The organism is Clostridium sp. TW13 (genome assembly GCF_024345225.1).
GTDB lineage: Bacteria > Bacillota > Clostridia > Clostridiales > Clostridiaceae > Inconstantimicrobium > Inconstantimicrobium mannanitabidum.
In genome coordinates, this window is record NZ_BROD01000001.1 from 4437801 (window position 1) to 4458543 (window position 20743).

The 20743-nt window shown below is 34.6% G+C and carries 36 protein-coding genes; all 36 read left to right on the plus strand.

Annotated features, from left to right (window positions below; genetic code table 11):
* Nucleotides 1-76: 76 nt before the first annotated feature.
* Nucleotides 77-319, plus strand: coding sequence for a ribosomal L7Ae/L30e/S12e/Gadd45 family protein (locus OCU47_RS20710; protein WP_261830453.1), 243 nt, complete (start codon nucleotides 77-79; stop codon nucleotides 317-319).
* A gap of 52 nt (nucleotides 320-371) precedes the next feature.
* The gene (rpsL, locus tag OCU47_RS20715) at nucleotides 372-749 is read left to right on the plus strand and encodes a 30S ribosomal protein S12 (protein ID WP_261830454.1); all 378 of its coding nucleotides are present in this window, start codon (nucleotides 372-374) and stop codon (nucleotides 747-749) included.
* A 143-nt stretch (nucleotides 750-892) separates the two neighbouring features.
* Nucleotides 893-1363, plus strand: a complete 471-nt coding sequence (rpsG, locus tag OCU47_RS20720) for a 30S ribosomal protein S7 (protein ID WP_261830455.1) — start codon at nucleotides 893-895, stop codon at nucleotides 1361-1363.
* 74 nt (nucleotides 1364-1437) lie between these two features.
* Complete coding sequence (fusA, locus tag OCU47_RS20725) at nucleotides 1438-3504, plus strand: elongation factor G (protein WP_261830456.1); 2067 nt, start codon at nucleotides 1438-1440, stop codon at nucleotides 3502-3504.
* A 43-nt stretch (nucleotides 3505-3547) separates the two neighbouring features.
* Nucleotides 3548-4741, plus strand: coding sequence for an elongation factor Tu (gene tuf / locus OCU47_RS20730; RefSeq protein ID WP_261830443.1), 1194 nt, complete (start codon nucleotides 3548-3550; stop codon nucleotides 4739-4741).
* Between the two features lie 529 nt (nucleotides 4742-5270).
* A complete protein-coding gene (gene rpsJ, locus OCU47_RS20735; protein WP_261830457.1) occupies nucleotides 5271-5579 on the plus strand; it encodes a 30S ribosomal protein S10 in 309 nt (102 codons plus the stop codon).
* Between the two features lie 83 nt (nucleotides 5580-5662).
* Complete coding sequence (rplC, locus tag OCU47_RS20740; protein WP_261830458.1) at nucleotides 5663-6292, plus strand: 50S ribosomal protein L3; 630 nt, start codon at nucleotides 5663-5665, stop codon at nucleotides 6290-6292.
* A gap of 24 nt (nucleotides 6293-6316) precedes the next feature.
* Complete coding sequence (rplD, locus tag OCU47_RS20745) at nucleotides 6317-6937, plus strand: 50S ribosomal protein L4 (protein WP_261830459.1); 621 nt, start codon at nucleotides 6317-6319, stop codon at nucleotides 6935-6937.
* Nucleotides 6937-7233, plus strand: coding sequence for a 50S ribosomal protein L23 (gene rplW, locus OCU47_RS20750; RefSeq protein WP_261830460.1), 297 nt, complete (start codon nucleotides 6937-6939; stop codon nucleotides 7231-7233). The genes rplD and rplW overlap by 1 nt, the downstream gene beginning before the upstream one ends.
* Before the next feature lie 61 nt (nucleotides 7234-7294).
* The gene (gene rplB, locus OCU47_RS20755) at nucleotides 7295-8128 is read left to right on the plus strand and encodes a 50S ribosomal protein L2 (protein WP_261830461.1); all 834 of its coding nucleotides are present in this window, start codon (nucleotides 7295-7297) and stop codon (nucleotides 8126-8128) included.
* A gap of 70 nt (nucleotides 8129-8198) precedes the next feature.
* A complete protein-coding gene (gene rpsS / locus OCU47_RS20760; protein WP_261830462.1) occupies nucleotides 8199-8480 on the plus strand; it encodes a 30S ribosomal protein S19 in 282 nt (93 codons plus the stop codon).
* Nucleotides 8481-8502: 22 nt separating this feature from the next.
* On the plus strand, nucleotides 8503-8838 hold the full coding sequence (rplV, locus tag OCU47_RS20765; protein ID WP_261830463.1) for a 50S ribosomal protein L22: 336 nt from the start codon (nucleotides 8503-8505) through the stop codon (nucleotides 8836-8838).
* An 18-nt stretch (nucleotides 8839-8856) separates the two neighbouring features.
* Nucleotides 8857-9522, plus strand: coding sequence for a 30S ribosomal protein S3 (rpsC, locus tag OCU47_RS20770; RefSeq protein WP_261830464.1), 666 nt, complete (start codon nucleotides 8857-8859; stop codon nucleotides 9520-9522).
* A gap of 29 nt (nucleotides 9523-9551) precedes the next feature.
* Nucleotides 9552-9986, plus strand: a complete 435-nt coding sequence (gene rplP, locus OCU47_RS20775) for a 50S ribosomal protein L16 (protein ID WP_261830465.1) — start codon at nucleotides 9552-9554, stop codon at nucleotides 9984-9986.
* Nucleotides 9986-10198: a 50S ribosomal protein L29 gene (gene rpmC, locus OCU47_RS20780; RefSeq protein ID WP_261830466.1), complete on the plus strand. Its 213-nt coding sequence runs from the start codon at nucleotides 9986-9988 to the stop codon at nucleotides 10196-10198. The genes rplP and rpmC overlap by 1 nt, the downstream gene beginning before the upstream one ends.
* A gap of 19 nt (nucleotides 10199-10217) precedes the next feature.
* Nucleotides 10218-10472: a 30S ribosomal protein S17 gene (gene rpsQ, locus OCU47_RS20785; protein ID WP_261830467.1), complete on the plus strand. Its 255-nt coding sequence runs from the start codon at nucleotides 10218-10220 to the stop codon at nucleotides 10470-10472.
* A 32-nt stretch (nucleotides 10473-10504) separates the two neighbouring features.
* Nucleotides 10505-10873: a 50S ribosomal protein L14 gene (gene rplN / locus OCU47_RS20790; RefSeq protein WP_261830468.1), complete on the plus strand. Its 369-nt coding sequence runs from the start codon at nucleotides 10505-10507 to the stop codon at nucleotides 10871-10873.
* A gap of 23 nt (nucleotides 10874-10896) precedes the next feature.
* Entirely contained in the window at nucleotides 10897-11214 is a 318-nt protein-coding gene (gene rplX, locus OCU47_RS20795; protein ID WP_261830469.1) for a 50S ribosomal protein L24, read from the plus strand.
* Between the two features lie 25 nt (nucleotides 11215-11239).
* A complete protein-coding gene (rplE, locus tag OCU47_RS20800) occupies nucleotides 11240-11785 on the plus strand; it encodes a 50S ribosomal protein L5 (protein ID WP_261830470.1) in 546 nt (181 codons plus the stop codon).
* Between the two features lie 12 nt (nucleotides 11786-11797).
* Nucleotides 11798-11983, plus strand: a complete 186-nt coding sequence (locus OCU47_RS20805) for a type Z 30S ribosomal protein S14 (RefSeq protein WP_261830471.1) — start codon at nucleotides 11798-11800, stop codon at nucleotides 11981-11983.
* 33 nt (nucleotides 11984-12016) lie between these two features.
* Nucleotides 12017-12415: a 30S ribosomal protein S8 gene (gene rpsH / locus OCU47_RS20810; protein ID WP_261830472.1), complete on the plus strand. Its 399-nt coding sequence runs from the start codon at nucleotides 12017-12019 to the stop codon at nucleotides 12413-12415.
* 91 nt (nucleotides 12416-12506) lie between these two features.
* A complete protein-coding gene (rplF, locus tag OCU47_RS20815) occupies nucleotides 12507-13049 on the plus strand; it encodes a 50S ribosomal protein L6 (RefSeq protein WP_261830473.1) in 543 nt (180 codons plus the stop codon).
* A gap of 32 nt (nucleotides 13050-13081) precedes the next feature.
* The gene (gene rplR, locus OCU47_RS20820; RefSeq protein ID WP_261830474.1) at nucleotides 13082-13444 is read left to right on the plus strand and encodes a 50S ribosomal protein L18; all 363 of its coding nucleotides are present in this window, start codon (nucleotides 13082-13084) and stop codon (nucleotides 13442-13444) included.
* Nucleotides 13445-13462: 18 nt separating this feature from the next.
* Nucleotides 13463-13960, plus strand: a complete 498-nt coding sequence (rpsE, locus tag OCU47_RS20825) for a 30S ribosomal protein S5 (RefSeq protein WP_261830475.1) — start codon at nucleotides 13463-13465, stop codon at nucleotides 13958-13960.
* 12 nt (nucleotides 13961-13972) lie between these two features.
* Nucleotides 13973-14152 (plus strand): 50S ribosomal protein L30, encoded by a 180-nt coding sequence (gene rpmD / locus OCU47_RS20830; RefSeq protein WP_261830476.1) that lies wholly within the window; start codon nucleotides 13973-13975, stop codon nucleotides 14150-14152.
* A 20-nt stretch (nucleotides 14153-14172) separates the two neighbouring features.
* The gene (gene rplO, locus OCU47_RS20835) at nucleotides 14173-14613 is read left to right on the plus strand and encodes a 50S ribosomal protein L15 (RefSeq protein WP_261830477.1); all 441 of its coding nucleotides are present in this window, start codon (nucleotides 14173-14175) and stop codon (nucleotides 14611-14613) included.
* A gap of 2 nt (nucleotides 14614-14615) precedes the next feature.
* Nucleotides 14616-15887, plus strand: a complete 1272-nt coding sequence (gene secY / locus OCU47_RS20840) for a preprotein translocase subunit SecY (RefSeq protein ID WP_261830478.1) — start codon at nucleotides 14616-14618, stop codon at nucleotides 15885-15887.
* Nucleotides 15888-15926: 39 nt separating this feature from the next.
* On the plus strand, nucleotides 15927-16577 hold the full coding sequence (locus OCU47_RS20845; protein ID WP_261830479.1) for an adenylate kinase: 651 nt from the start codon (nucleotides 15927-15929) through the stop codon (nucleotides 16575-16577).
* Nucleotides 16578-17327 carry a type I methionyl aminopeptidase gene (gene map, locus OCU47_RS20850; protein ID WP_261830480.1) on the plus strand — a complete coding sequence of 250 codons (750 nt, stop codon included), beginning with the start codon at nucleotides 16578-16580 and terminating at the stop codon, nucleotides 17325-17327.
* A gap of 49 nt (nucleotides 17328-17376) precedes the next feature.
* Nucleotides 17377-17685 (plus strand): hypothetical protein, encoded by a 309-nt coding sequence (locus OCU47_RS20855; protein WP_376778049.1) that lies wholly within the window; start codon nucleotides 17377-17379, stop codon nucleotides 17683-17685.
* A 7-nt stretch (nucleotides 17686-17692) separates the two neighbouring features.
* Nucleotides 17693-17911, plus strand: coding sequence for a translation initiation factor IF-1 (gene infA / locus OCU47_RS20860; protein ID WP_261830482.1), 219 nt, complete (start codon nucleotides 17693-17695; stop codon nucleotides 17909-17911).
* A gap of 42 nt (nucleotides 17912-17953) precedes the next feature.
* A complete protein-coding gene (gene rpmJ / locus OCU47_RS20865; protein ID WP_039312872.1) occupies nucleotides 17954-18067 on the plus strand; it encodes a 50S ribosomal protein L36 in 114 nt (37 codons plus the stop codon).
* A gap of 191 nt (nucleotides 18068-18258) precedes the next feature.
* The gene (gene rpsM, locus OCU47_RS20870; RefSeq protein WP_261830483.1) at nucleotides 18259-18627 is read left to right on the plus strand and encodes a 30S ribosomal protein S13; all 369 of its coding nucleotides are present in this window, start codon (nucleotides 18259-18261) and stop codon (nucleotides 18625-18627) included.
* A 15-nt stretch (nucleotides 18628-18642) separates the two neighbouring features.
* Nucleotides 18643-19035, plus strand: coding sequence for a 30S ribosomal protein S11 (gene rpsK / locus OCU47_RS20875; RefSeq protein ID WP_261830484.1), 393 nt, complete (start codon nucleotides 18643-18645; stop codon nucleotides 19033-19035).
* Between the two features lie 27 nt (nucleotides 19036-19062).
* Nucleotides 19063-19683, plus strand: coding sequence for a 30S ribosomal protein S4 (rpsD, locus tag OCU47_RS20880; protein WP_261830485.1), 621 nt, complete (start codon nucleotides 19063-19065; stop codon nucleotides 19681-19683).
* 100 nt (nucleotides 19684-19783) lie between these two features.
* Nucleotides 19784-20731: a DNA-directed RNA polymerase subunit alpha gene (locus OCU47_RS20885; protein ID WP_261830486.1), complete on the plus strand. Its 948-nt coding sequence runs from the start codon at nucleotides 19784-19786 to the stop codon at nucleotides 20729-20731.
* The last annotated feature ends 12 nt before the right edge of the window (nucleotides 20732-20743 follow it).

Consider the following 20743-nt stretch of genomic DNA (forward strand, 5'->3'; position numbering starts at 1 on the left):
ATTTTAGATGTCTACATGAACATTGAGGTGAGTTTTATGCTTGCCTCGGTGTTGCTTTTAATAAGGAGGTAACTTCATGATAGACAGACTTCAAGGTGTAAAAGTAATTGGAATAAAACAATGCAAAAAAGCAATGAATAATGGAGAAGGAAAAGTTTTATATGTAGCGCAAGATGCTGATATGAAATTGTTAGAGAGCTTATTAGAACTTGCTAAGCAAAATAATATTGAAGTGAGATTCATTGACAGTATGAGAATTTTAGGAAAGATGTGCGGCATAGATGTTGGTGCATCAGCAACTATTATTCTAAATAAATAGCTAATATCTTAAATTAATTATAGATATTATTAAATTTTCAGGAGGTGAAAGTATGCCAACTATAAGCCAATTAGTTAGAAAGGGCAGAAAAACATTAGTAACAAAGTCAAATTCTCCTGCACTTAAGGAGTGCCCACAAAAAAGAGGGGTATGTACAGTAGTTAAAACTACAACTCCAAAGAAACCTAACTCAGCGTTAAGAAAGATTGCCAGAGTTAGATTAACTAACGGAATTGAAGTTACAGGTTATATTCCAGGTGTAGGTCACAACTTACAAGAACATAGTGTTGTTCTTATAAGAGGTGGAAGAATCAAAGACGTTCCCGGTGTAAGATACCACATCGTTAGAGGAGCTCTTGACTGTGCTGGAGTAGCTAACAGACTACAATCTAGATCAAAATACGGTGCAAAGAAACCAAAGCAAAAATAATGTTACAGCTTATATAGCTTAATTAGTGCTATGTTTCGGCATTTACATAGATTTCACCTATAGAATTGTTGAAGCGAGCACTTTGCGGCGAGAAGTCGAGTACCGATTGGACTTAAACTTATAATGTTAAGGAGGGAAGAAAAGTGCCAAGAAAAGGACATATTGCAAAAAGAGATGTATTACCAGATCCAGTGTACAATTCAAAGGTTGTTACTAAATTAATTAACAGCATAATGGAAGATGGTAAAAAGGGAGTAGCACAAAAGATTTGCTACGGAGCTTTTGAAATAATGGCAGAGAAAACTGGTAAGGATGCATTAGAAGTGTTTGAAACAGCAATGAATAATGTAATGCCTTTACTAGAAGTAAAAGCTAGAAGAATAGGTGGTTCTAACTACCAAGTTCCGATAGAAGTTAGACCAGAGAGAAGACAAACATTAGGAATCAGATGGATACTATTAGCTTCAGATAAGAGAAGTGAAAAGTATATGAGAGAAAGATTAGCTAATGAATTAATAGATGCTTCAAACAATACTGGAGCAGCAGTTAAGAAGAGAGAAGATACTCATAAAATGGCTGAAGCTAATAAAGCATTTGCTCATTACAGATACTAATTTCAAAACTGTTTTGGCGAAGGCCAAGACAGTTTTGTTTAATTTATTTATATTTTTGAGAGGAGGCAGGATTTATGTCTAGAAAATTCCCATTAGAAAAATTCCGTAACTTTGGAATCATGGCTCATATCGATGCTGGTAAGACAACAACTACTGAACGTATATTGTTTTACACAGGTAAGAGTCACAAAATAGGTGAAGTTCACGAAGGCCAAGCAACAATGGACTGGATGGTTCAAGAACAAGAGAGAGGTATAACAATTACTTCTGCTGCAACAACATGTGTATGGAAAGGTCATGAGTTAAACATAATCGATACACCAGGACACGTAGACTTTACAGTTGAAGTTGAAAGATCTCTAAGAGTACTTGATGGTGCTGTTACAGTTCTTGATGCGAAGAGTGGTGTTGAGCCTCAAACAGAAACTGTTTGGAGACAGGCGGATAAATACCAAGTACCAAGAATGGTATATGTAAATAAAATGGATGCAACAGGTGCTGACTTCTTTAAGTGTGTTAATACAGTTAGAGATAGATTAAAGGCTAATGCAGTTCCAATACAAATCCCTGTAGGTGCAGAAGAAAACTTTAAGGGTATGGTAGACTTAATAAGAAATGTTGCAATAATATTCAATGATGATTTAGGAACAGATGTTGTAGAATGTGAAGTTCCAGCTGAGTTAAAAGATCAAGCTGAAGAATTCAGAGCAGCAATGATAGAATCAGTTGCTGAAGTTGATGAAGAATTAATGCTAAAATATCTTGACGGTGAAGAAATCACTGAAGAAGAAATAATGGCTGGATTAAGAAAAGGAACAATTACTAATCAACTTATCCCTGTAATTTGTGGATCATCATACAAAAACAAAGGTGTTCAACAAATGATTGATGGAGTTGTAGATTTCTTACCATCACCATTAGATGTTCCAGCTATAAAAGGTACATCTTTAGATGGAGAAGAAGATCATAGAGAATCTTCAGATCAAGCACCAATGGCAACACTAGCGTTTAAGATAGCTACAGATCCATTCGTTGGAAAATTAGCATTTGCTAGAGTTTACTCAGGTGTAGTAAATAGTGGTTCTTATGTTCTTAACTCAACAAAGGGTAAGAAAGAAAGAATTGGTAGACTTGTTAAGATGCATGCTAACCATAGAGAAGAAGTAGAAGCATTAGAAGCTGGAGAAATCGGAGCAATTATAGGATTAAAGAACACAACAACTGGAGATACTTTATGTGATGAGAATCAACCAATAGTTCTTGAATCAATGGAATTCCCAGAACCAGTAATCAATGTTGCTATAGAACCAAAAACAAAAGCAGCTCAAGAAAAGATGGGTATAGCTTTAGCTAAACTTGCTGAAGAAGATCCAACTTTCAAAACTTGGACTGATACTGAAACTGGTCAAACAATAATCGCTGGTATGGGTGAGTTACACCTTGATATCATAGTTGATAGACTTCAAAGAGAATTTAAAGTTGAGTGTAATGTTGGTGCTCCTCAAGTTGCTTATAAAGAAACAATTAGAGCTGGCGTTAAGGCTCAAGGAAAGTATATCAAACAATCAGGTGGTAAGGGTCAATACGGAGATTGTTGGATTGAACTTATACCAACTGAAGGAGAATACGTATTTGAAAATGCTATAGTTGGAGGATCTATTCCAAGAGAATATATTCCAGCAGTAGATAATGGTATTCAAGAAGCTTCACAAAGCGGTATTATAGCTGGATACCCAGTTATAAACTTCAAAGTTAAATTATTTGATGGTTCATACCATGATGTCGATTCATCAGAAATGGCCTTCAAGATAGCAGGATCTATGGCGTTTAAGAATGCTATGGCTAAGGCTGATCCAGTATTACTTGAACCTTCTATGAAAGTTGAAGTTACAGTTCCAGAAGAATACATGGGAGATGTAATGGGAGACGTTAACTCAAGAAGAGGTAGAATAGAAGGAATGGAATTAAGAAATGGTGCTCAAGTTATAAGAGCTTTCGTTCCATTATCAGAAATGTTTGGATATGCAACTACATTGAGATCAAGAACTCAAGGTAGAGGTACTTATTCAATGGAATTTGATCACTATGAAGAAGTTCCAAAGAGCATCCAAGAGCAAGTTGCTAAAGGAAGACAAAAATAATTTAAATAAAAAATAAATACGCATATTAGGGAGGAATTTAACAATGGCTAAGTCAAAATTTGAAAGAAATAAACCACACGTTAACATCGGAACAATCGGACACGTAGACCACGGTAAGACAACATTAACAGCTGCAATCACAACAGTATTAGCAAACAAGGGATTTGCAGAAGCATTTAACTATGCTGATATAGATAAGGCTCCAGAAGAAAAAGAAAGAGGAATCACAATCAATACAGCACACGTTGAATATGAAACAGAAAACAGACATTATGCACACGTTGACTGTCCAGGACATGCTGACTACGTAAAGAACATGATAACAGGAGCAGCACAAATGGATGGAGCTATACTAGTTGTATCAGCAGCAGATGGTCCAATGCCACAAACAAGAGAACATATACTACTAGCATCAAGAGTTGGAGTAAACTACATCGTAGTATTCTTAAACAAAGCAGATATGGTAGATGATGAAGAATTATTAGAATTAGTTGAAATGGAAGTAAGAGAATTATTAAGTGAATATGACTTCCCAGGCGATGATATTCCAGTAATAAAGGGATCAGCATTACAAGCATTAGAAAACCCAACAGATGAAGCTAAGATAGCACCAATAATGGAATTAATGGCAGCAGTAGATAGCTACATCCCAACACCAGAAAGAGCAACAGATAAGCCATTCTTATTACCAGTAGAAGATGTCTTCACTATAACAGGAAGAGGAACAGTTGCAACAGGAAGAGTTGAAAGTGGAGTTCTACATGTAGGAGACGAAGTAGAAATCGTTGGATTAATGGAAGAAAAGAAGAAAGTTGTAGTAACAGGAATAGAAATGTTCAGAAAGTTACTAGACGAAGCACAAGCTGGAGATAACGTAGGAGTACTTTTAAGAGGAGTTCAAAGAACAGACATCGAAAGAGGTCAAGTATTATCAAAGCCAAATTCAGTACACCCACATAAGAGCTTCGTAGGTCAAGTATATGTATTAAAGAAAGAAGAAGGCGGAAGACATACACCATTCTTCGATGGATACAGACCACAATTCTATTTCAGAACAACAGATGTTACAGGATCAATCAAATTACCAGAAGGAATGGAAATGGTAATGCCAGGAGATCACATTGACATGAATGTTGAATTAATAACACAAATAGCAATGGATGAAGGATTAAGATTCGCAATCAGAGAAGGCGGAAGAACAGTAGGTTCTGGAGTTGTTACATCAATTAACGCTTAATTTGTAAAATAATATAAATCAATATATAAATTTAAAACTAAAAATAAAGCTTTATTTAAAATAGGAGAGGAGACGTCCCCTCCTATTTGTTTTTTTTTTTGAAAAAGATTAATAACTTTTAAGAGAGATTGATGAAAATGGTATTGTAATCGATATGATTTTTTTGGGAAAAAATTTTATGAAAAAAGTTGTTGAAAGAGGAATAAAAATTTTTTATAATAGAAAAAGAGTGAAATTGCAAATTTCATATTGTTAAATAATTATTAAATAATATGCAAAAAAATGCTTGAAAATACTATATAATAATAGTATAATAAAGTAGTTGCGAAGCATACAGCTATGAATCAAGAGGTTGCCGGACTTCCGGGGAATTCTTGATGAGCATGTCAAATCTAGAATTTGACGACAGGGAAGTTATTCTGCTGATTTGTGTTGTACTTTTTTAAATAGGAAACACCAGGAGCAGTTTACAGAACGTCTGCTGTTGTGCGTTAGAAGTAAAGCGTACATGAAAAGGAGGGAAACCAATATGTCAAAACAAAAAATAAGAATCAGACTAAAGGCTTTTGATCATACAATATTAGATCAATCAGCTGAAAAAATAGTTGAAACTGCAAAGTCAACTGGAGCAAAGGTTGCAGGTCCAGTTCCACTACCAACTGAAAAAGACGTAGTGACAGTTTTAAGAGCAGTTCACAAGTACAAAGATTCCAGAGAACAATTCGAAATCAGAACACATAAGAGATTAATCGACATACTTAATCCATCATCAAAAACTGTTGATGCATTAATGAGATTAAATCTACCAGCTGGTGTAGATATCGAAATAAAACTATAATTTCAAAATTATACAATTAAGTAGATTTTGGACTATTATGATTGTCAAAAGCAGTCCGCTAATAAGTTTAGGAGGTGTATAGCATGAATAAGGCTATATTAGGAAAAAAGATAGGAATGACTCAAATATTCAATGAAAATGGTAAAGTTGTTCCAGTAACAGTAGTAGAAGCAGGTCCATGTGTTGTTGTTCAAAAGAAAACAACTGAAAAAGATGGATACTCTGCAATACAAGTTGGTTTTGGAGACGTAAGAGAAAAACTTGTTAACAAACCAAGAAAAGGACATTTTGCAAAAGCAGGAGTTTCTTTAAGAAGACACTTAAAAGAATTTAGATTAGACAATGCAGCAGAATACGAAGTAGGTCAAGAAATAAAGGCTGATGTATTCACAGCAGGAGACAAGATTGATGTATCAGGAGTTTCTAAAGGAAAGGGATTCCAAGGAACAATTAAGAGATGGAATGCTCAAAGAGGACCTATGTCACATGGTTCTAAGTTCCATAGAGCAGTTGGTTCAATGGGAGCTTCATCAGATCCATCAAGAACATTCAAAAACAAGAGAATGCCAGGTCACATGGGAGCTGAAAACACAACAGTTCTTAATTTAGAAGTTGTTAAGGTTATGGCTGATAAGAACCTAATCTTGATAAAGGGTGGAATCCCAGGACCAAACAAGGGTATAGTTGTTATCAGAAATACTGTTAGAGCTTAGTTCTGGTAGAAAGGAGGAATAGAGATGCCTAAAGTAGGATTATTTAATAAACAAGCACAAAAAGTTAAAGATGTTGAATTAAACGACAGTGTGTTCGCAGTTGAAGTTAATCAAGATGCAATTCACCAAGTAGTTGTAGCTTTATTAGCTAACAAGAGACAAGGAACACAATCAGCAAAGACAAGAGCTGAAGTTCGCGGAGGCGGAATTAAGCCATGGAGACAAAAGGGAACAGGTAGAGCAAGACAAGGTTCTATAAGATCACCACAATGGATACACGGTGGTATTGTATTTGCACCAAAGCCAAGAGATTATAGAGTATCAGTTCCTAAGACTATGAGAAGAGTAGCATTAACATCAGCTTTAACAAGCAAAGTTAATGACAATGAATTAGTAGTATTAGAAAGCCTAGACTTTGAAGCACCAAAGACTAAGCAAGTAGTTGACATGTTAAAAGCATTTGAAGCTAAGAAAACACTAATAGTTACAGCTGAAACAAACGAAAATGTATATAAATCAGCAAGAAACATTCAAGGTGTAGCTGTTATACCAGTTAACAACATCAATGTTTATGATTTATTAAAATTTGAGAAAGTTTTAATTACAGAAGCAGCTGTAAGAAAGATTGAGGAGGTGTACGCATAATGAATTTAACAAGCCATGATATAATAAGAAAGCCTGTTATAACTGAAAAGTCAATGGCAGCAATGGCAGAAAAGAAATACACCTTCATAGTTCATGTGTCAGCAAACAAATCTCAAATAAAGAGAGCTGTAGAAGAAGTTTTCAATGTTAAAGTTGAAGATGTTAAGACAATAAGAACTATGGGAAAAACAAAGAGAGTTGGCGTTCACATAGGTAAGAGAGCTGACTTAAAGAAAGCTATCATTACATTAACTGAAGATAGCAATTCTATTGAATTCTTTGAAGGAATGCAATAATATATAAAAGCAGGTATTGGTTCATAGGAACCAGATAAGCGAAAGTAAGGAGGGAATTTAAATGGCAGTTAAAAAGTTTAACCCTACTACCCCTTCAAGAAGAAACATGACAGTTAGTACGTTTGAAGAAATAACTACAAACGAACCAGAGAAGTCACTTCTAGTTTCTTTAAACAGTAAGGCAGGTAGAAATGCACAGGGTAAAATAACTGTAAGACATCGTGGTGGCGGTGTAAAAAGAAAGTACAGATTAGTGGATTTCAAGAGAAATAAGGATGGTATACCAGCAACAGTTGCTAGTATCGAATACGATCCAAACAGAACAGCTTACATTGCTTTAGTTGTTTATAAAGATGGAGAAAAGAGATACATAATTGCTCCAGTAGGGTTAAAAGTTGGAGATGTTATAGTATCAGGTGAAGAAGCAGATATCAAAGCAGGTAATGCGTTACCATTAAAGAATATACCAGTTGGTACATTAGTTCATAATATAGAACTACAAGTAGGAAAAGGTGGCCAATTAGTTAGAGCTGCTGGTTTATCAGCACAATTAATGGCTAAAGAAGGAAACTATGCTACTTTAAGATTACCTTCAGGTGAAATGAGATATGTTAGAATAGAATGTAGAGCAACTATCGGAACAGTATCAAACTTAACAAATGATATAGTTAAGATAGGTAAAGCAGGTAGAAAGAGACATATGGGTTGGAGACCAACTGTAAGAGGATCTGTAATGAACCCTAATGACCATCCACACGGTGGTGGTGAAGGTAAGTCACCAATCGGTAGACCATCTCCAGTAACTCCATGGGGTAAACCAGCTCTTGGATATAAGACTAGAAAGAATAAGAAGTACTCAGATAGATTCATCATTAAGAGAAGAAACGGTAAGTAATCTGAAGAGAATATGTAGTTCTCTTCGGTACTTAGTTACTGTAGAGTTAAATGAAGGGAGGATATTCTAAGTGAGTAGATCAATTAAAAAAGGACCATTTGTCCATGCGGGACTTATGAAGAAAATTGAAGAAATGAACCAAAATGGTGAAAAGAAAGTAATCAAAACTTGGTCAAGAACATCAACTATATTCCCAGAAATGATCGGCCATACTATAGCTGTTCATGACGGAAGAAAGCACGTTCCAGTGTATGTAAGTGAAGATATGGTTGGTCATAAATTAGGTGAATTTGTGTTAACTAGAACATTCAAAGGACACATAGACACTGAAAAGACATCAAAGAAAAAGTAAGCCTGGAAAGGAGGATAAAAGAATGGAAGCTAGAGCAATAGCTAAATATGTTAGAATGTCTCCTTTAAAAGTGGGAGTTGTTCTTGATTTAATAAGAGGAAAGGCTGTAAAAGAAGCTTTTGCCATTTTACAATATACTAGAAGAGATGCTGCAGATATAATATACAAAGTATTAAAATCAGCAGTGGCTAATGCAGAAAACAACAATGAATTAGATGCAGATAACCTAATCGTTGCTGAAGCTTATGCTGGTCCAGGACCAACACTTAAGAGATTCAGACCAATGGATCACGGAAAGGCATTTCCAATTCATAAGAGAACAAGTCATATTACAATAGTTGTAAAAGAAAGAGCTTAGCAGAAGGAGGGAAATAGATTGGGTCAAAAAGTAAATCCACATGGATTAAGAGTTGGAATTATTAAAGATTGGAATGCAAAGTGGTATGCTGATAAAAGAAACTTTGCTGATAATCTTATAGAAGACCACAAGATAAGAGAATTTGTAAAGAAGGATCTTTATTCAGCTGGTATCTCTAAGATAGAAATCGAAAGATCAGCTAAAAAGGTTAAATTAAACATACACACTGCAAAACCTGGCGTAATTATTGGAAAAGGTGGAGCAGGAATCGAAGCTTTAAAGAACAAGTTAAAGAACGTTGTTGATTCTAAGAATTTATTAATCAACATAGTAGAAGTTAAGAATGCTGAAGTTGATGCACAATTAATGGCAGAAAACATAGCAGCACAATTAGAAAAGAGAATTTCATTCAGAAGAGCTATGAAGCAAACAATCCAAAGAGCTATGAAAGCTGGAGCAAAGGGTGTTAAAACTGCTTGTTCAGGTAGATTAGGTGGAGCTGAAATGGCTAGAGATGAATTCTATCATGAAGGAACTATTCCACTACAAACATTAAGAGCAGACATAGATTATGGATTTGCTGAAGCTAACACAACTTACGGAAAGATCGGAGTTAAGGTTTGGCTATATAGAGGAGAAGTTCTTCCAACAAAAAAAGTTGAGAAAGAACAAATTAACGCATAATTAGCGCATAAGAAAGGAGGAATTATATCATGTTAATGCCAAAAAGAGTAAAGCATCGTAAGGTACAACGTGGTAGAATGAAAGGAAAGGCTACTAGAGGTAACTTCCTTGCATACGGAGACTATGGAATTCAAGCAACAACTTGTGGATGGATTACAAGTAATCAAATAGAATCTGCGAGAATTGCTATAAACAGATATATCAAAAGAGGCGGTAAGCTTTGGATAAAGATATTCCCAGACAAACCAGTAACTGAAAAGCCAGCTGAAACAAGAATGGGTTCAGGTAAAGGATCAGTAGAATATTGGGTGGCTGTAGTTAAACCAGGTAGAGTTCTATTTGAATTATCAGGAGTTCAAGAAGAAACAGCTAGAGAAGCTATGAGACTTGCTTCACATAAACTACCTGTAAGAACTAAGTTCGTTACAAAGAAAGATTTTGAGGAAATGGGTGGTGAAGAATAATGAAAGCTAATGAATTAAAAGAATTAAAAACAAGCAATCCTCAAGATTTAAAGATTAAGCTAAGTGACTTAAAGGCTGAGTTATTCAACCTAAGATTCCAATTGGCTACTGGACAATTAGAAAATCCTATGAGAATTAGAGAAGTTAAGAAGTCAATTGCACAAATTAAGACTATAATAAGAGAAGAAGAACTTAAGGCTTTTGAACAGTAGTCTGGAAGGAGGTAAGCCGATGGAAAGAGGATTAAGAAAGAAGAGAATAGGCAAAGTTGTTTCAGATAAAATGGATAAAACAATAGTAGTAGCTGTTGAAACTAAGGTTAGACATCCACTATATGGTAAAACTGTTAACAGAACAACAAAGTTTAAAGCTCATGATGAAAATAATGAAGCTCATATTGGTGATAGAGTAACAATAATGGAAACAAGACCATTATCTAAAGATAAGAGATGGAGATTAGTTGAGATAGTTGAAAAGGCTAAATAGTAGCTTTAAAACTGAAAGGAGGGTAATTCACAATGATACAACAACAAACCTTACTAAAAGTTGGAGATAATTCTGGAGCAAAAGAAATAATGTGCATCAGAGTATTAGGTGGTTCAAAAAGAAAGTTTGGTAATATTGGAGATGTGATCGTTGCTAGCGTTAAAAGTGCAACACCAGGTGGAGTTGTTAAAAAAGGTGACGTTGTAAAGGCAGTTATAGTAAGATCTAAAAGAGGATTAAGAAGAGCAGATGGTTCATACATCAAATTTGATGAAAATGCTGCTGTAATTATAAAAGATGATAAGCAACCAAGAGGAACTCGTATCTTCGGACCAGTTGCTAGGGAGCTAAGAGATAAGGAATTTAACAAAATATTATCATTAGCACCTGAAGTTCTATAATAAAAAAATAGGAGGTGGCTAAGTTGAAGAAGGTACACGTAAGAAAGAATGACACAGTAGTCGTAATCTCTGGTAAAGACAAAGGTAAGACTGGCGAAGTTTTAAAAGTATATCCTAAGACAGGAAAAGTTCTTGTTAAAGGAGTTAATGAAGTAAGCAGACACAAGAAACCAAGCAGAGAAAATATGCAAGGTGGAATTGTTAAGTCAGAAGCTGCTATATACAGTTCAAAAGTTATGCTATATTGCACAAAATGCAAAAGCGCTACAAGAATAGCTAATAAAATATTAGAAGACGGATCAAAAGTTAGAGTATGCAAAAAATGCGGAGAAACATTCTAATAGATTCTGAAAGGAGGTACTTTAAATGATTCCAAGACTTCAAGAAAAGTATGAAAATGAAGTAAAACAAGCTATGATGGATAAGTTCGGATATAAGAACATTATGGAAGTTCCAAAGCTTGAAAAGATAGTTATAAACATGGGAGTAGGAGAAGCTAAAGATAATTCTAAGGTTCTAGAATCAGCTGTTGCTGATTTAACTTTAATAACAGGTCAAAAGCCAATATTAACTAGAGCTAAGAAATCTGTTGCTAACTTCAAAATAAGAGAAAATATGCCTTTAGGATGTAAAGTAACATTAAGAAAGGCTAAAATGTATGAATTCTGCGATAAACTAGTATCAATAGCTTTACCAAGAGTTAGAGATTTTAGAGGAGTTTCTGATAAATCATTTGATGGAAGAGGTAACTACTCACTAGGAATTAAGGAACAATTAATATTCCCAGAAATAGAATATGATAAGATAGACAAGGTTAGAGGTATGGACATTATCTTCGTTACAAGTGCTAACACTGACGAAGAAGCAAGAGAATTATTAAGATTCCTTGGAATGCCATTTGCTCATAAATAAGGAGGGGATATCGTGGCACGTAAGGCAATTATCGAAAAGTGGAATAAAGAGCCTAAGTACAAGACTAGAGCCTACACAAGATGTAGAATTTGTGGAAGACCACATGCAGTTATAAAGAAATTCGGAATATGCCGTATCTGTTTTAGAGAACTTGCTTACAAAGGTGAGATTCCTGGTTGTAAGAAAGCAAGTTGGTAAGATTATTCGATATATGAAAGGAGGCACAATAGAATGGCTATAACAGATCCAATCGCAGATTTGCTAACTCGTATAAGAAATGCAAATGCTGTTAAACATGAGGTTGTTGAAGTACCTTCTTCAAACGTTAAGAAGGCTATTGTAAATATATTAGTTCAAGAAGGTTATATAAAAGAAGTAGAGGAATACAATGATGGCGTTGTACCAATGCTAAGATTAACTCTTAAGTACGGAGCAAGCAATGAAAGAGTTATCACTGGATTAAAGAGAATATCTAAGCCAGGATTAAGAGTTTATTGCAAAAAAGATGAAGTTCCTAAAGTTCTTAATGGTTTAGGAATAGCTGTAATATCAACTTCTCAAGGATTATTAGTTGATAGAGAAGCAAGAAAGTCAGGATTAGGCGGAGAAGTACTTTGCTACGTATGGTAATCCCTAATCGTTAGTTTTTAGATTGAGATTGAAAATAAGATATTAGAAAATAAGATAGATTTTCTTATGCCAAATTACAGGAGGTGCGAACATGTCAAGAGTTGGTAGACTACCAATAGCAATCCCTGCAGGCGTAACTTTTAGTGTAACACCAGATAACGTTGTTACAGTAAAAGGACCTAAAGGGGAGCTTGTAAAAGCTATGCATAAAGACATTAATATAGCAGTTGAAAACAATGAAATAGTTGTTACTAGACCAAGCGAAGATAAAAATCATAGAGCTCTTCATGGATTAACAAGAGCCTTAATAAATAACATGGTTACAGGAGTAACTACTGGTTATGCAAAAACTCTAGAACTAATCGGTGTTGGTTATAGAGCACAATTACAAGGAAAGAACCTTGTGATGAACTTAGGTTATTCTCATCCAGTTGAAGTTGCAGCAATTGAAGGTGTATCTTTTAAATTAGATGGAACAACTAAAGTTATAGTTGAAGGAATAGATAAAGAAAAAGTTGGAGCCGTAGCAGCTGATATAAGATCTTGGAGAGTTCCAGAACCATATAAGGGTAAGGGAATTAAGTATTCAGATGAAGTTATCAGACGTAAAGAAGGTAAGACTGGTAAGAAGTAATAGTTAGGAATAACAGAAAGGAGTGAACCTTAATGTTCAAAAAGGTAGACAGAAAGATATCAAGAGAAAGACGTCACCTTAGAGTAAGAAAGAAAGTTTTAGGAACAGTTGAAAGACCAAGACTTTCAGTTTACAGAAGTGATAAGAATATCTATGCACAAATTATAGATGATGTAAATAGAGTAACAATAGTTGCAGCTTCATCATTAGATAAAGACTTCGCTGGAAAAAGCGGAAGTAATAAAGAAGCAGCAAAAGCTGTTGGAGAATTAGTTGCTAAAAGAGCGCTTGCCAAAGGAATTGAAGATGTAGTATTCGACAGAGGTGGATACATATATCACGGAAGAGTTCAAGAATTAGCAGAAGGTGCAAGAGAAGCAGGTTTAAAATTCTAAAAAAGAGGAGGGAAATACATGAGAATCGATCCTAGCACACTAGACCTTAAAGAAAAAGTAGTTTATATAAACAGAGTTACTAAGGTTGTTAAAGGTGGTAGAAATTTCAGATTCAGTGCTCTAGTAGTTGTTGGTGACGAAAACGGACACGTTGGAGTAGGAATTGGAAAGTCTATAGAAATACCAGAAGCAATCAGAAAAGGAATTGAAGATGCAAAGAAAAATCTTGTAGAAGTTTCATTAGTTGGAACAACAATTCCTCATCAAATATATGGTAAATTCGGTACTGGTAATGTATTATTAATGCCAGCTACAGAAGGTACAGGAGTTATCGCTGGAGGTCCTGCAAGAGCAGTACTTGAATTAGCGGGAGTTAAGGATGTTAGAGCTAAGTCATTAGGTTCTAATAACCCAAGAAACATGGTTAATGCAACAATTAACGGATTAGCAAGCTTAAGAACAGCAGAAGATATAGCAAAATTAAGAGGAAAATCTGTTGAAGAAATTTTAGGATAGGAGGTATATGCAATGGCTAAGATTAAAGTTACTTTAGTAAAGAGCTTAATTGGAAGAAAGAAAGATCATATTGCTACTGCAAGTGCCCTTGGACTAAATAAGATAGGTAAAACAGTAGAACATGATGAAACTCCTCAAATAAGAGGCATGGTTAATAAAATAAATTATTTATTAAAAGTTGAAGAAGTTTAAGAACGAGGAGGTGTATTTTAATGAAACTTCATGAGTTAAAACCTGCAACAGGCAGTAAAAAAGCTCCAAAGAGAGTTGGTAGAGGAACAGGTTCAGGATTAGGAAGAAACGCTGGTAAAGGTGAAAAGGGTCAAAACTCTAGATCTGGCGGTGGCGTAAGACCAGGATTTGAAGGAGGCCAAATGCCTTTATTCAGAAGACTTCCTAAGAGAGGATTCAAGAATCCATTTACAAAAGAGTATGTAACAATTAATGTTGACAGACTTAACATTTTTGAAAATGGTACAGAAGTTACTCCAGAAGTTTTACTTGACAGAAGAGTAGTAAGTAAATTACTAGACGGAGTTAAGATATTAGGAAATGGAAACATTGAAAAGAGTTTAACAGTTAAGGGCTGCAAATTCTCCAAATCAGCAGTAGACAAAATAGAAGCAGCTGGAGGAAAAGTTGAGGTGATTTAATCATGCTATCAACCCTACGTAATGCCTGGAAGGTTCCGGATTTAAGAAAGAAAATATTATGGACTGTGTTTTTAGTAGCAATCTTCAGAATAGGAAGTAATATTCGTGTTCCTGGAGTAATGACTACTGGTCTTACTGCAAAATCCGGAGGTCTACTTCAATTTTATGATTTAATAGCTGGTGGATCACTAAGCAAAATGAGTATTTTTGCTGTAGGGGTATCACCATATATTAATGCATCGATTATAGTTCAATTGTTAACAGTAGCTATTCCAAAGCTAGAACAGCTTCAAAAAGAAGGAGATGACGGTAGAAAGAAGATACAAAATCTTACTAGATACCTTTCAATTCCTTTAAGTTTTGTATTAGCTTGGGGGGCTTATGTAACAATGAGCAATTCTGGTAACCTAGTAGATACGTCAAAATTCGGTATAGTTGTAATTTTAGGTGTTTTAACTATAGGTGCTATGTTCAGTATGTGGTTAGGTGATAGAATTACTGTTAGAGGACTTGGTAATGGAGTATCATTACTAATCATGGTTAACATTATTTCTAGATTACCATTCATGGCAAGATCTTTAAGTCAAGCAACTGAAGGTGAAGGCGGAGATATTGTAAAATCAGCACTACTTGTTGTTGGTGTAATAGCTTTATTATACGTAATAGTTCTATTATCATTAGCAGAAAGAAGAGTACCAGTTCAATACGCTGGTAAAGCTGTAGGTAACAAAGTATATAAAGGTCAATCAACTCATATACCATTTAGTATCATAGGAACAGCTGTTATAGCAATTATTTTTGCTATGTCAGTAATGGAGTTCCCAAGAGTAATAGCACAATTTGCTCCAACAAAGGATTGGGCTATATGGATAATGAATGGAGATTATAGTCCATTTAATCAACAAAAATGGTGGTACCTTGTAATATATGCATTGCTTACAATATTCTTTACTTGGTTCTACACACAAATTACATTTAAACCAGAAGAAATGTCTGAAAACATGCATAAATCTGCAGGTTTTATACCAGGTGTAAGACCAGGAGAAGCAACAACAATATATCTTGAAAAGATTTTAAATAGAGTATCAGTATTTGGTGGATTGTTTGCAGCATTAGTAGCCGTAATTCCAGTTTACTTACAAAACCACACCAATTTTTCACAAATAGGTTTAAGTGGAACTTCAATATTGATTTTAGTAAGTGTTGGAATGGAAGTAATGAGACAACTACAATCACAACTTATAATGAGACACTATGACGGATTCCTAAAGTAAGTAGTATTTAAGTAATATAGATAGGGAGATGATGCCCATATGAAGATAGTATTATTGGGTCCTCCTGGAGCAGGTAAGGGAACACAGGCAAAATCAATAAGTAATAAATATTCTATACCACATATATCAACTGGAGATATCTTCAGAAAGAACATTTCTGAGAATACTCCACTTGGTTTAGAGGCAAGAAAATATATAGATAATGGACAATTGGTTCCAGATGAAGTAACTATTAATATGGTTAAGGATAGACTGTCTCAAGAAGACTGTAAACAAGGATATCTATTAGATGGATTTCCAAGAACAGTTCAACAAGCAGAAGCTCTTCAGACTTTTCTTTCTGAAAGAGGAGAAAAGTTAGATACAGCACTACTAATTGAAGTTCCTAGGGACTTTATATTAGAAAGAATGACTGGAAGAAGAGTTTGTCCAGGATGTGGAGCAAGTTATCATATAAAATTCAATCCTCCTACAAATTCAGGTAAATGTGATTTATGTGGAGATAATGTAATCCAAAGAAAAGATGATACTGAAGAAACTGTTATGGAAAGATTAAATGTATATGAGGCACAAACTCAACCTTTAATCGACTTCTATAAGGAAAGAAATATGCTTTCAGCAGTTGATGGTACAAAAGCTATTAATAAAGTTTTTGAAAGCATCTGTGCGATATTAGGTAGTGCAAATTAGATGATAATTATTAAAAATGATTTGCAAATTGATCTAATGAGAAAATCGGGTAGACTTTTAGCAGAAACTTTATTATTGGTTGAAAAGTATATAAAACCGGGAATAACTACAGCCGAAGTAGATGCTGTTGCAGAAACTTTTATTAGAGAACATGGTGGAATCCCATCATTTAAGGGATTGTATGGTTTTCCAGCTGCAACCTGCATATCTGTTAATGAAAGCGTCGTGCATGGGTTTCCTGGTAACTATAAACTAAAAGAAGGGGATATAGTTAGTATAGATTGTGGTGTTCTTCTTAATGGATACCATAGTGATGCAGCTAGAACCTTTCCTGTAGGTAATGTATCAGAAGATGCTAGTAAGCTTATTAGAATTACTCAAGAGAGTTTCTTTCAGGGAATTGAAAATGCAAAAGTGGGCAATAGACTTACAGATATATCTCATGCTATTCAACAGTATGTTGAATCACATGGATTATCAGTTGTCAGAGACTATGTAGGTCATGGGATTGGCGAAGAAGTTCATGAGGATCCAGACGTACCTAACTTTGGAAAACCAAATAAAGGTTGCAAGTTACAGCATGGAATGGTATTGGCCATAGAACCTATGGTTAACCTAGGAACTCATAAAGTAAGAACTCTTGCTGATCAATGGACTGTAGTTACAGCTGATAAGAAATTATCAGCACACTATGAAAATACAGTAGCTATTTTAGTTGACGGCCCAGAAATACTTACATTAGTAAAATAACATAACCTTTTGCTTAGTTATAATTCACATTATTATATAATGTTGATTTATGACTAAGGTAATCATCGAGGTGGATGCTTTGGTTAAAAAAGAACTTATTGGCAGAATGGTGCTTTCACAAGCAGGGCACGACAAGGGTGACTGTTATGTAATAATAGATGAATTAGAAAATAATTTGTTATTAGCTAACGGAAGCACGAAAACCACAAAAAAACCTAAATTGAAAAAATTTAAGCATTTATTGTTTACGAATGTAATGGATCTAGATATTCAAGAAGCCATTCTTTCAAAAGATAAAAATTTAAATTTGAAAATTAAGAGGTTTTTGAAGCTCAATGGTAATGTCAAGGAGGGTTGATTACCTTATGTCAAAAAATGATGTAATAGAAATGCAAGGCGTGGTTTTAGAATCACTACCTAATGCAATGTTTCAAGTACAACTTGAGAGTGGGCATACAATTTTAGCTCATATTTCAGGAAAGTTAAGAATGAATTTTATAAGAATTCTACCTGGAGATAAAGTAACAGTTGAACTTTCTCCATACGATCTTACAAGGGGTAGAATTACTTGGAGAGCAAAATAGGAGCCTAAGAATTAGGCTTACCATTAATGAGGAGGGTTACCGATGAAAGTAAGACCATCAGTTAAGCCTATTTGCGAAAAGTGCAAAGTTATAAGAAGAAAAGGAAGAGTAATGGTAATCTGTGAAAATCCTAAGCACAAACAAAAACAAGGCTAATAGGCAATAAACATTTAATAATTGTCACAGGATTTTTATTGACTTTTTGTCAAAAGTCAAATAAAATTATATAGGCATTAAATTAACCAATTCAAATATTAGAGGCGGCTGATTGTGTGAATTTTCATACAAAATCTAATATTTTTATTAATAAATTCATTAGTTTCAAATACCAGGAGGTGTAAAGTTTAATGGCAAGAATATCAGGCGTTGACCTACCAAGAGAAAAAAGAGTTGAAATAGGTCTAACTTATATATATGGAATAGGACTACCTACTTCTCAAAAGATCTTAGCTGAAACTGGTATAAATCCAGATGAAAGAGTTAAGGACTTATCAGAAGAAGAAGTAAACTCAATAAGAGAATACATCAACAAACATTTAATAGTTGAAGGTGACTTAAGAAGAGGTGTTGCTCTTAACATTAAGAGATTAGTAGAAATCGGATGTTACAGAGGAATAAGACATAGAAAAGGACTTCCAGTTAGAGGTCAAAAGACTAAGACAAATGCAAGAACAAGAAAAGGCCCTAAGAAAACTATGGCTAATAAGAAGAAGTAGTAAGGAGGTAAGGTAATGGCTCAAAAAGTTAAGAAGACTAGAAGAAGAAAAGAAAGAAAGAATATAGAGCATGGTGCTGCACATATAAAGTCAACTTTTAACAATTCAATAGTAACTTTAACTGATGTTAATGGAAATGCATTATCATGGTCAAGTGCTGGAGCATTAGGTTTCAGAGGATCAAGAAAGAGTACTCCATTTGCTGCACAAATGGCGGCTGAAACAGCAGCTAAAAGTGCTATGGAACACGGTTTAAAGAGTGTTGAAGTTTACGTAAAGGGACCAGGAGCTGGTAGAGAAGCGGCTATAAGATCACTACAAGCTGCTGGATTAGAAGTAACTTTAATTAAAGATGTTACCCCAATTCCACATAACGGTTGTAGACCACCTAAGAGAAGAAGAGTTTAGTAATACAATACAGGAGGTGTAAAATTAATGGCAAGATATACTGAAGCTACATGTAGATTATGTAGAAGAGAAGGTATGAAGTTATTCCTTAAAGGGGATAGATGTTATACAGATAAATGTGCGTTCGCTAGAAGAAGTTATGCGCCAGGTCAACACGGAGCAAGCAAGAAGAAGATTTCTAACTACGGACAACAATTAAGAGAAAAGCAAAAAGCTAAGAGAATATATGGAATTCTTGAAGGCCAATTCAGAAAGTATTATGAAAGAGCTGAAAGAACAAGAGGTATAACAGGTGAAAACTTATTAATGCTTCTTGAATTAAGATTAGATAACGTTGTTTACAGATTAGGATATGGTGCTTCAAGAAACGAAGCTAGACAATTAGTTACTCACGGACATTTCTTAGTAAATGGACACAGAGTAGATATTCCATCATACAAAGTTTCTGTTAATGATGTTATAACAGTTTGTGATAACAGCAAGTCAACTGAAAAATTCAAGACTTTTGCTGAAAATCCAAAGCCACTACCAAAGTGGTTAACAGTTAATGCTGAAAGTTTCTCAGGAACAGTAGTAGCATTACCAGCAAGAGAAGACATAGACGTACCAGTAAATGAAACTCTAATCGTTGAGTTATACAGCAAGTAATAGATGATGTTTGCAAAAGGAATTCGATTCCTTTTTGCAAATATAGAATCAGTTGCCCTCAAAGATAAGTTGCCATTTTAATACAAGGAGGGTTCGTTGGATGTTAGAAATTGAAAAACCAATAATAGAATGTGTTGAATCAAATGAAGATGGAACATATGGTAAATTTGTTGTTGAGCCTCTTGAAAGAGGATATGGAATAACTCTTGGAAATGCATTAAGAAGAATATTATTATCTTCTTTACCTGGAGTTGCTGCAACATCTATAAAAATAGATGGAGTTGTACATGAATTTTCAACTGTTCAAGGTGTTAAGGAAGATGTAACTGAATTAATACTTAATATTAAGACTTTAGCTCTTAAGATGAACGGAGAAGGACCAAAAACAATTTATATTGATGCAAAAGGACCTGGAGTTGTTACAGGTGCAGATATAAAAACTGATGGAGATGTAGAGGTTGTTAATAAGGATGTTCATATTGCTACATTAGATGATGATGGAAGACTTTATATGGAAATCACTGTTAACAGAGGAAGAGGATATGTTACTCAAAACAAGAATAAAACAGAAGATCTTCCTATAATGGCAATAGCTGTTGACTCAATATATACTCCAGTAAAGAGAGTAAACTTCACAGTTGAAAACACTAGAGTAGGTCAGATTACTGACTACGATAAGTTAACAATAGAAGTTTGGACTAATGGAACTGTAAAGATAGAAGAGGCTATAAGCCTATCAGCTAAAATATTAATAGAGCACTTTAAGCTGTTCTTAACATTAACTGACAGCACTAATGATGTTGAAATAATGGTTGAGAAGGAAGAAGATAAGAAGGAAAAGGCACTCGAGATGACAATTGAAGAGTTAGACCTTTCAGTTAGATCTTATAACTGCTTAAAGAGAGCCGGAATTAACACTGTTCAAGAGTTAGCACAAAGATCCATGGATGATATGATGAAAGTCAGAAATCTTGGAAAGAAATCTCTTGAAGAAGTAGAGAGAAAGTTAAAAGAATTAAGCTTAGGCTTAAGATTAAACGATGAGTAAGGAGGCAGTGTC

Bases quoted from the DNA above. Each gene is read 5' to 3' on its own strand.
- OCU47_RS20710 (WP_261830453.1), top strand. From the start codon at position 77: ATGATAGACAGACTTCAAGGTGTAAAAGTAATTGGAATAAAACAATGC.
- rpsL (WP_261830454.1), top strand. From the start codon at position 372: ATGCCAACTATAAGCCAATTAGTTAGAAAGGGCAGAAAAACATTAGTA.
- fusA (WP_261830456.1), top strand. From the start codon at position 1,438: ATGTCTAGAAAATTCCCATTAGAAAAATTCCGTAACTTTGGAATCATG.
- tuf (WP_261830443.1), top strand. From the start codon at position 3,548: ATGGCTAAGTCAAAATTTGAAAGAAATAAACCACACGTTAACATCGGA.
- rpsJ (WP_261830457.1), top strand. From the start codon at position 5,271: ATGTCAAAACAAAAAATAAGAATCAGACTAAAGGCTTTTGATCATACA.
- rplC (WP_261830458.1), top strand. From the start codon at position 5,663: ATGAATAAGGCTATATTAGGAAAAAAGATAGGAATGACTCAAATATTC.
- rplD (WP_261830459.1), top strand. From the start codon at position 6,317: ATGCCTAAAGTAGGATTATTTAATAAACAAGCACAAAAAGTTAAAGAT.
- rplW (WP_261830460.1), top strand. From the start codon at position 6,937: ATGAATTTAACAAGCCATGATATAATAAGAAAGCCTGTTATAACTGAA.
- rplB (WP_261830461.1), top strand. From the start codon at position 7,295: ATGGCAGTTAAAAAGTTTAACCCTACTACCCCTTCAAGAAGAAACATG.
- rplV (WP_261830463.1), top strand. From the start codon at position 8,503: ATGGAAGCTAGAGCAATAGCTAAATATGTTAGAATGTCTCCTTTAAAA.
- rplP (WP_261830465.1), top strand. From the start codon at position 9,552: ATGTTAATGCCAAAAAGAGTAAAGCATCGTAAGGTACAACGTGGTAGA.
- rpmC (WP_261830466.1), top strand. From the start codon at position 9,986: ATGAAAGCTAATGAATTAAAAGAATTAAAAACAAGCAATCCTCAAGAT.
- rpsQ (WP_261830467.1), top strand. From the start codon at position 10,218: ATGGAAAGAGGATTAAGAAAGAAGAGAATAGGCAAAGTTGTTTCAGAT.
- rplN (WP_261830468.1), top strand. From the start codon at position 10,505: ATGATACAACAACAAACCTTACTAAAAGTTGGAGATAATTCTGGAGCA.
- rplE (WP_261830470.1), top strand. From the start codon at position 11,240: ATGATTCCAAGACTTCAAGAAAAGTATGAAAATGAAGTAAAACAAGCT.
- rpsH (WP_261830472.1), top strand. From the start codon at position 12,017: ATGGCTATAACAGATCCAATCGCAGATTTGCTAACTCGTATAAGAAAT.
- rplF (WP_261830473.1), top strand. From the start codon at position 12,507: ATGTCAAGAGTTGGTAGACTACCAATAGCAATCCCTGCAGGCGTAACT.
- rplR (WP_261830474.1), top strand. From the start codon at position 13,082: ATGTTCAAAAAGGTAGACAGAAAGATATCAAGAGAAAGACGTCACCTT.
- rpsE (WP_261830475.1), top strand. From the start codon at position 13,463: ATGAGAATCGATCCTAGCACACTAGACCTTAAAGAAAAAGTAGTTTAT.
- rpmD (WP_261830476.1), top strand. From the start codon at position 13,973: ATGGCTAAGATTAAAGTTACTTTAGTAAAGAGCTTAATTGGAAGAAAG.
- rplO (WP_261830477.1), top strand. From the start codon at position 14,173: ATGAAACTTCATGAGTTAAAACCTGCAACAGGCAGTAAAAAAGCTCCA.
- secY (WP_261830478.1), top strand. From the start codon at position 14,616: ATGCTATCAACCCTACGTAATGCCTGGAAGGTTCCGGATTTAAGAAAG.
- OCU47_RS20845 (WP_261830479.1), top strand. From the start codon at position 15,927: ATGAAGATAGTATTATTGGGTCCTCCTGGAGCAGGTAAGGGAACACAG.
- map (WP_261830480.1), top strand. From the start codon at position 16,578: ATGATAATTATTAAAAATGATTTGCAAATTGATCTAATGAGAAAATCG.
- OCU47_RS20855 (WP_376778049.1), top strand. From the start codon at position 17,377: ATGACTAAGGTAATCATCGAGGTGGATGCTTTGGTTAAAAAAGAACTT.
- infA (WP_261830482.1), top strand. From the start codon at position 17,693: ATGTCAAAAAATGATGTAATAGAAATGCAAGGCGTGGTTTTAGAATCA.
- rpmJ (WP_039312872.1), top strand. From the start codon at position 17,954: ATGAAAGTAAGACCATCAGTTAAGCCTATTTGCGAAAAGTGCAAAGTT.
- rpsM (WP_261830483.1), top strand. From the start codon at position 18,259: ATGGCAAGAATATCAGGCGTTGACCTACCAAGAGAAAAAAGAGTTGAA.
- rpsK (WP_261830484.1), top strand. From the start codon at position 18,643: ATGGCTCAAAAAGTTAAGAAGACTAGAAGAAGAAAAGAAAGAAAGAAT.
- rpsD (WP_261830485.1), top strand. From the start codon at position 19,063: ATGGCAAGATATACTGAAGCTACATGTAGATTATGTAGAAGAGAAGGT.
- OCU47_RS20885 (WP_261830486.1), top strand. From the start codon at position 19,784: ATGTTAGAAATTGAAAAACCAATAATAGAATGTGTTGAATCAAATGAA.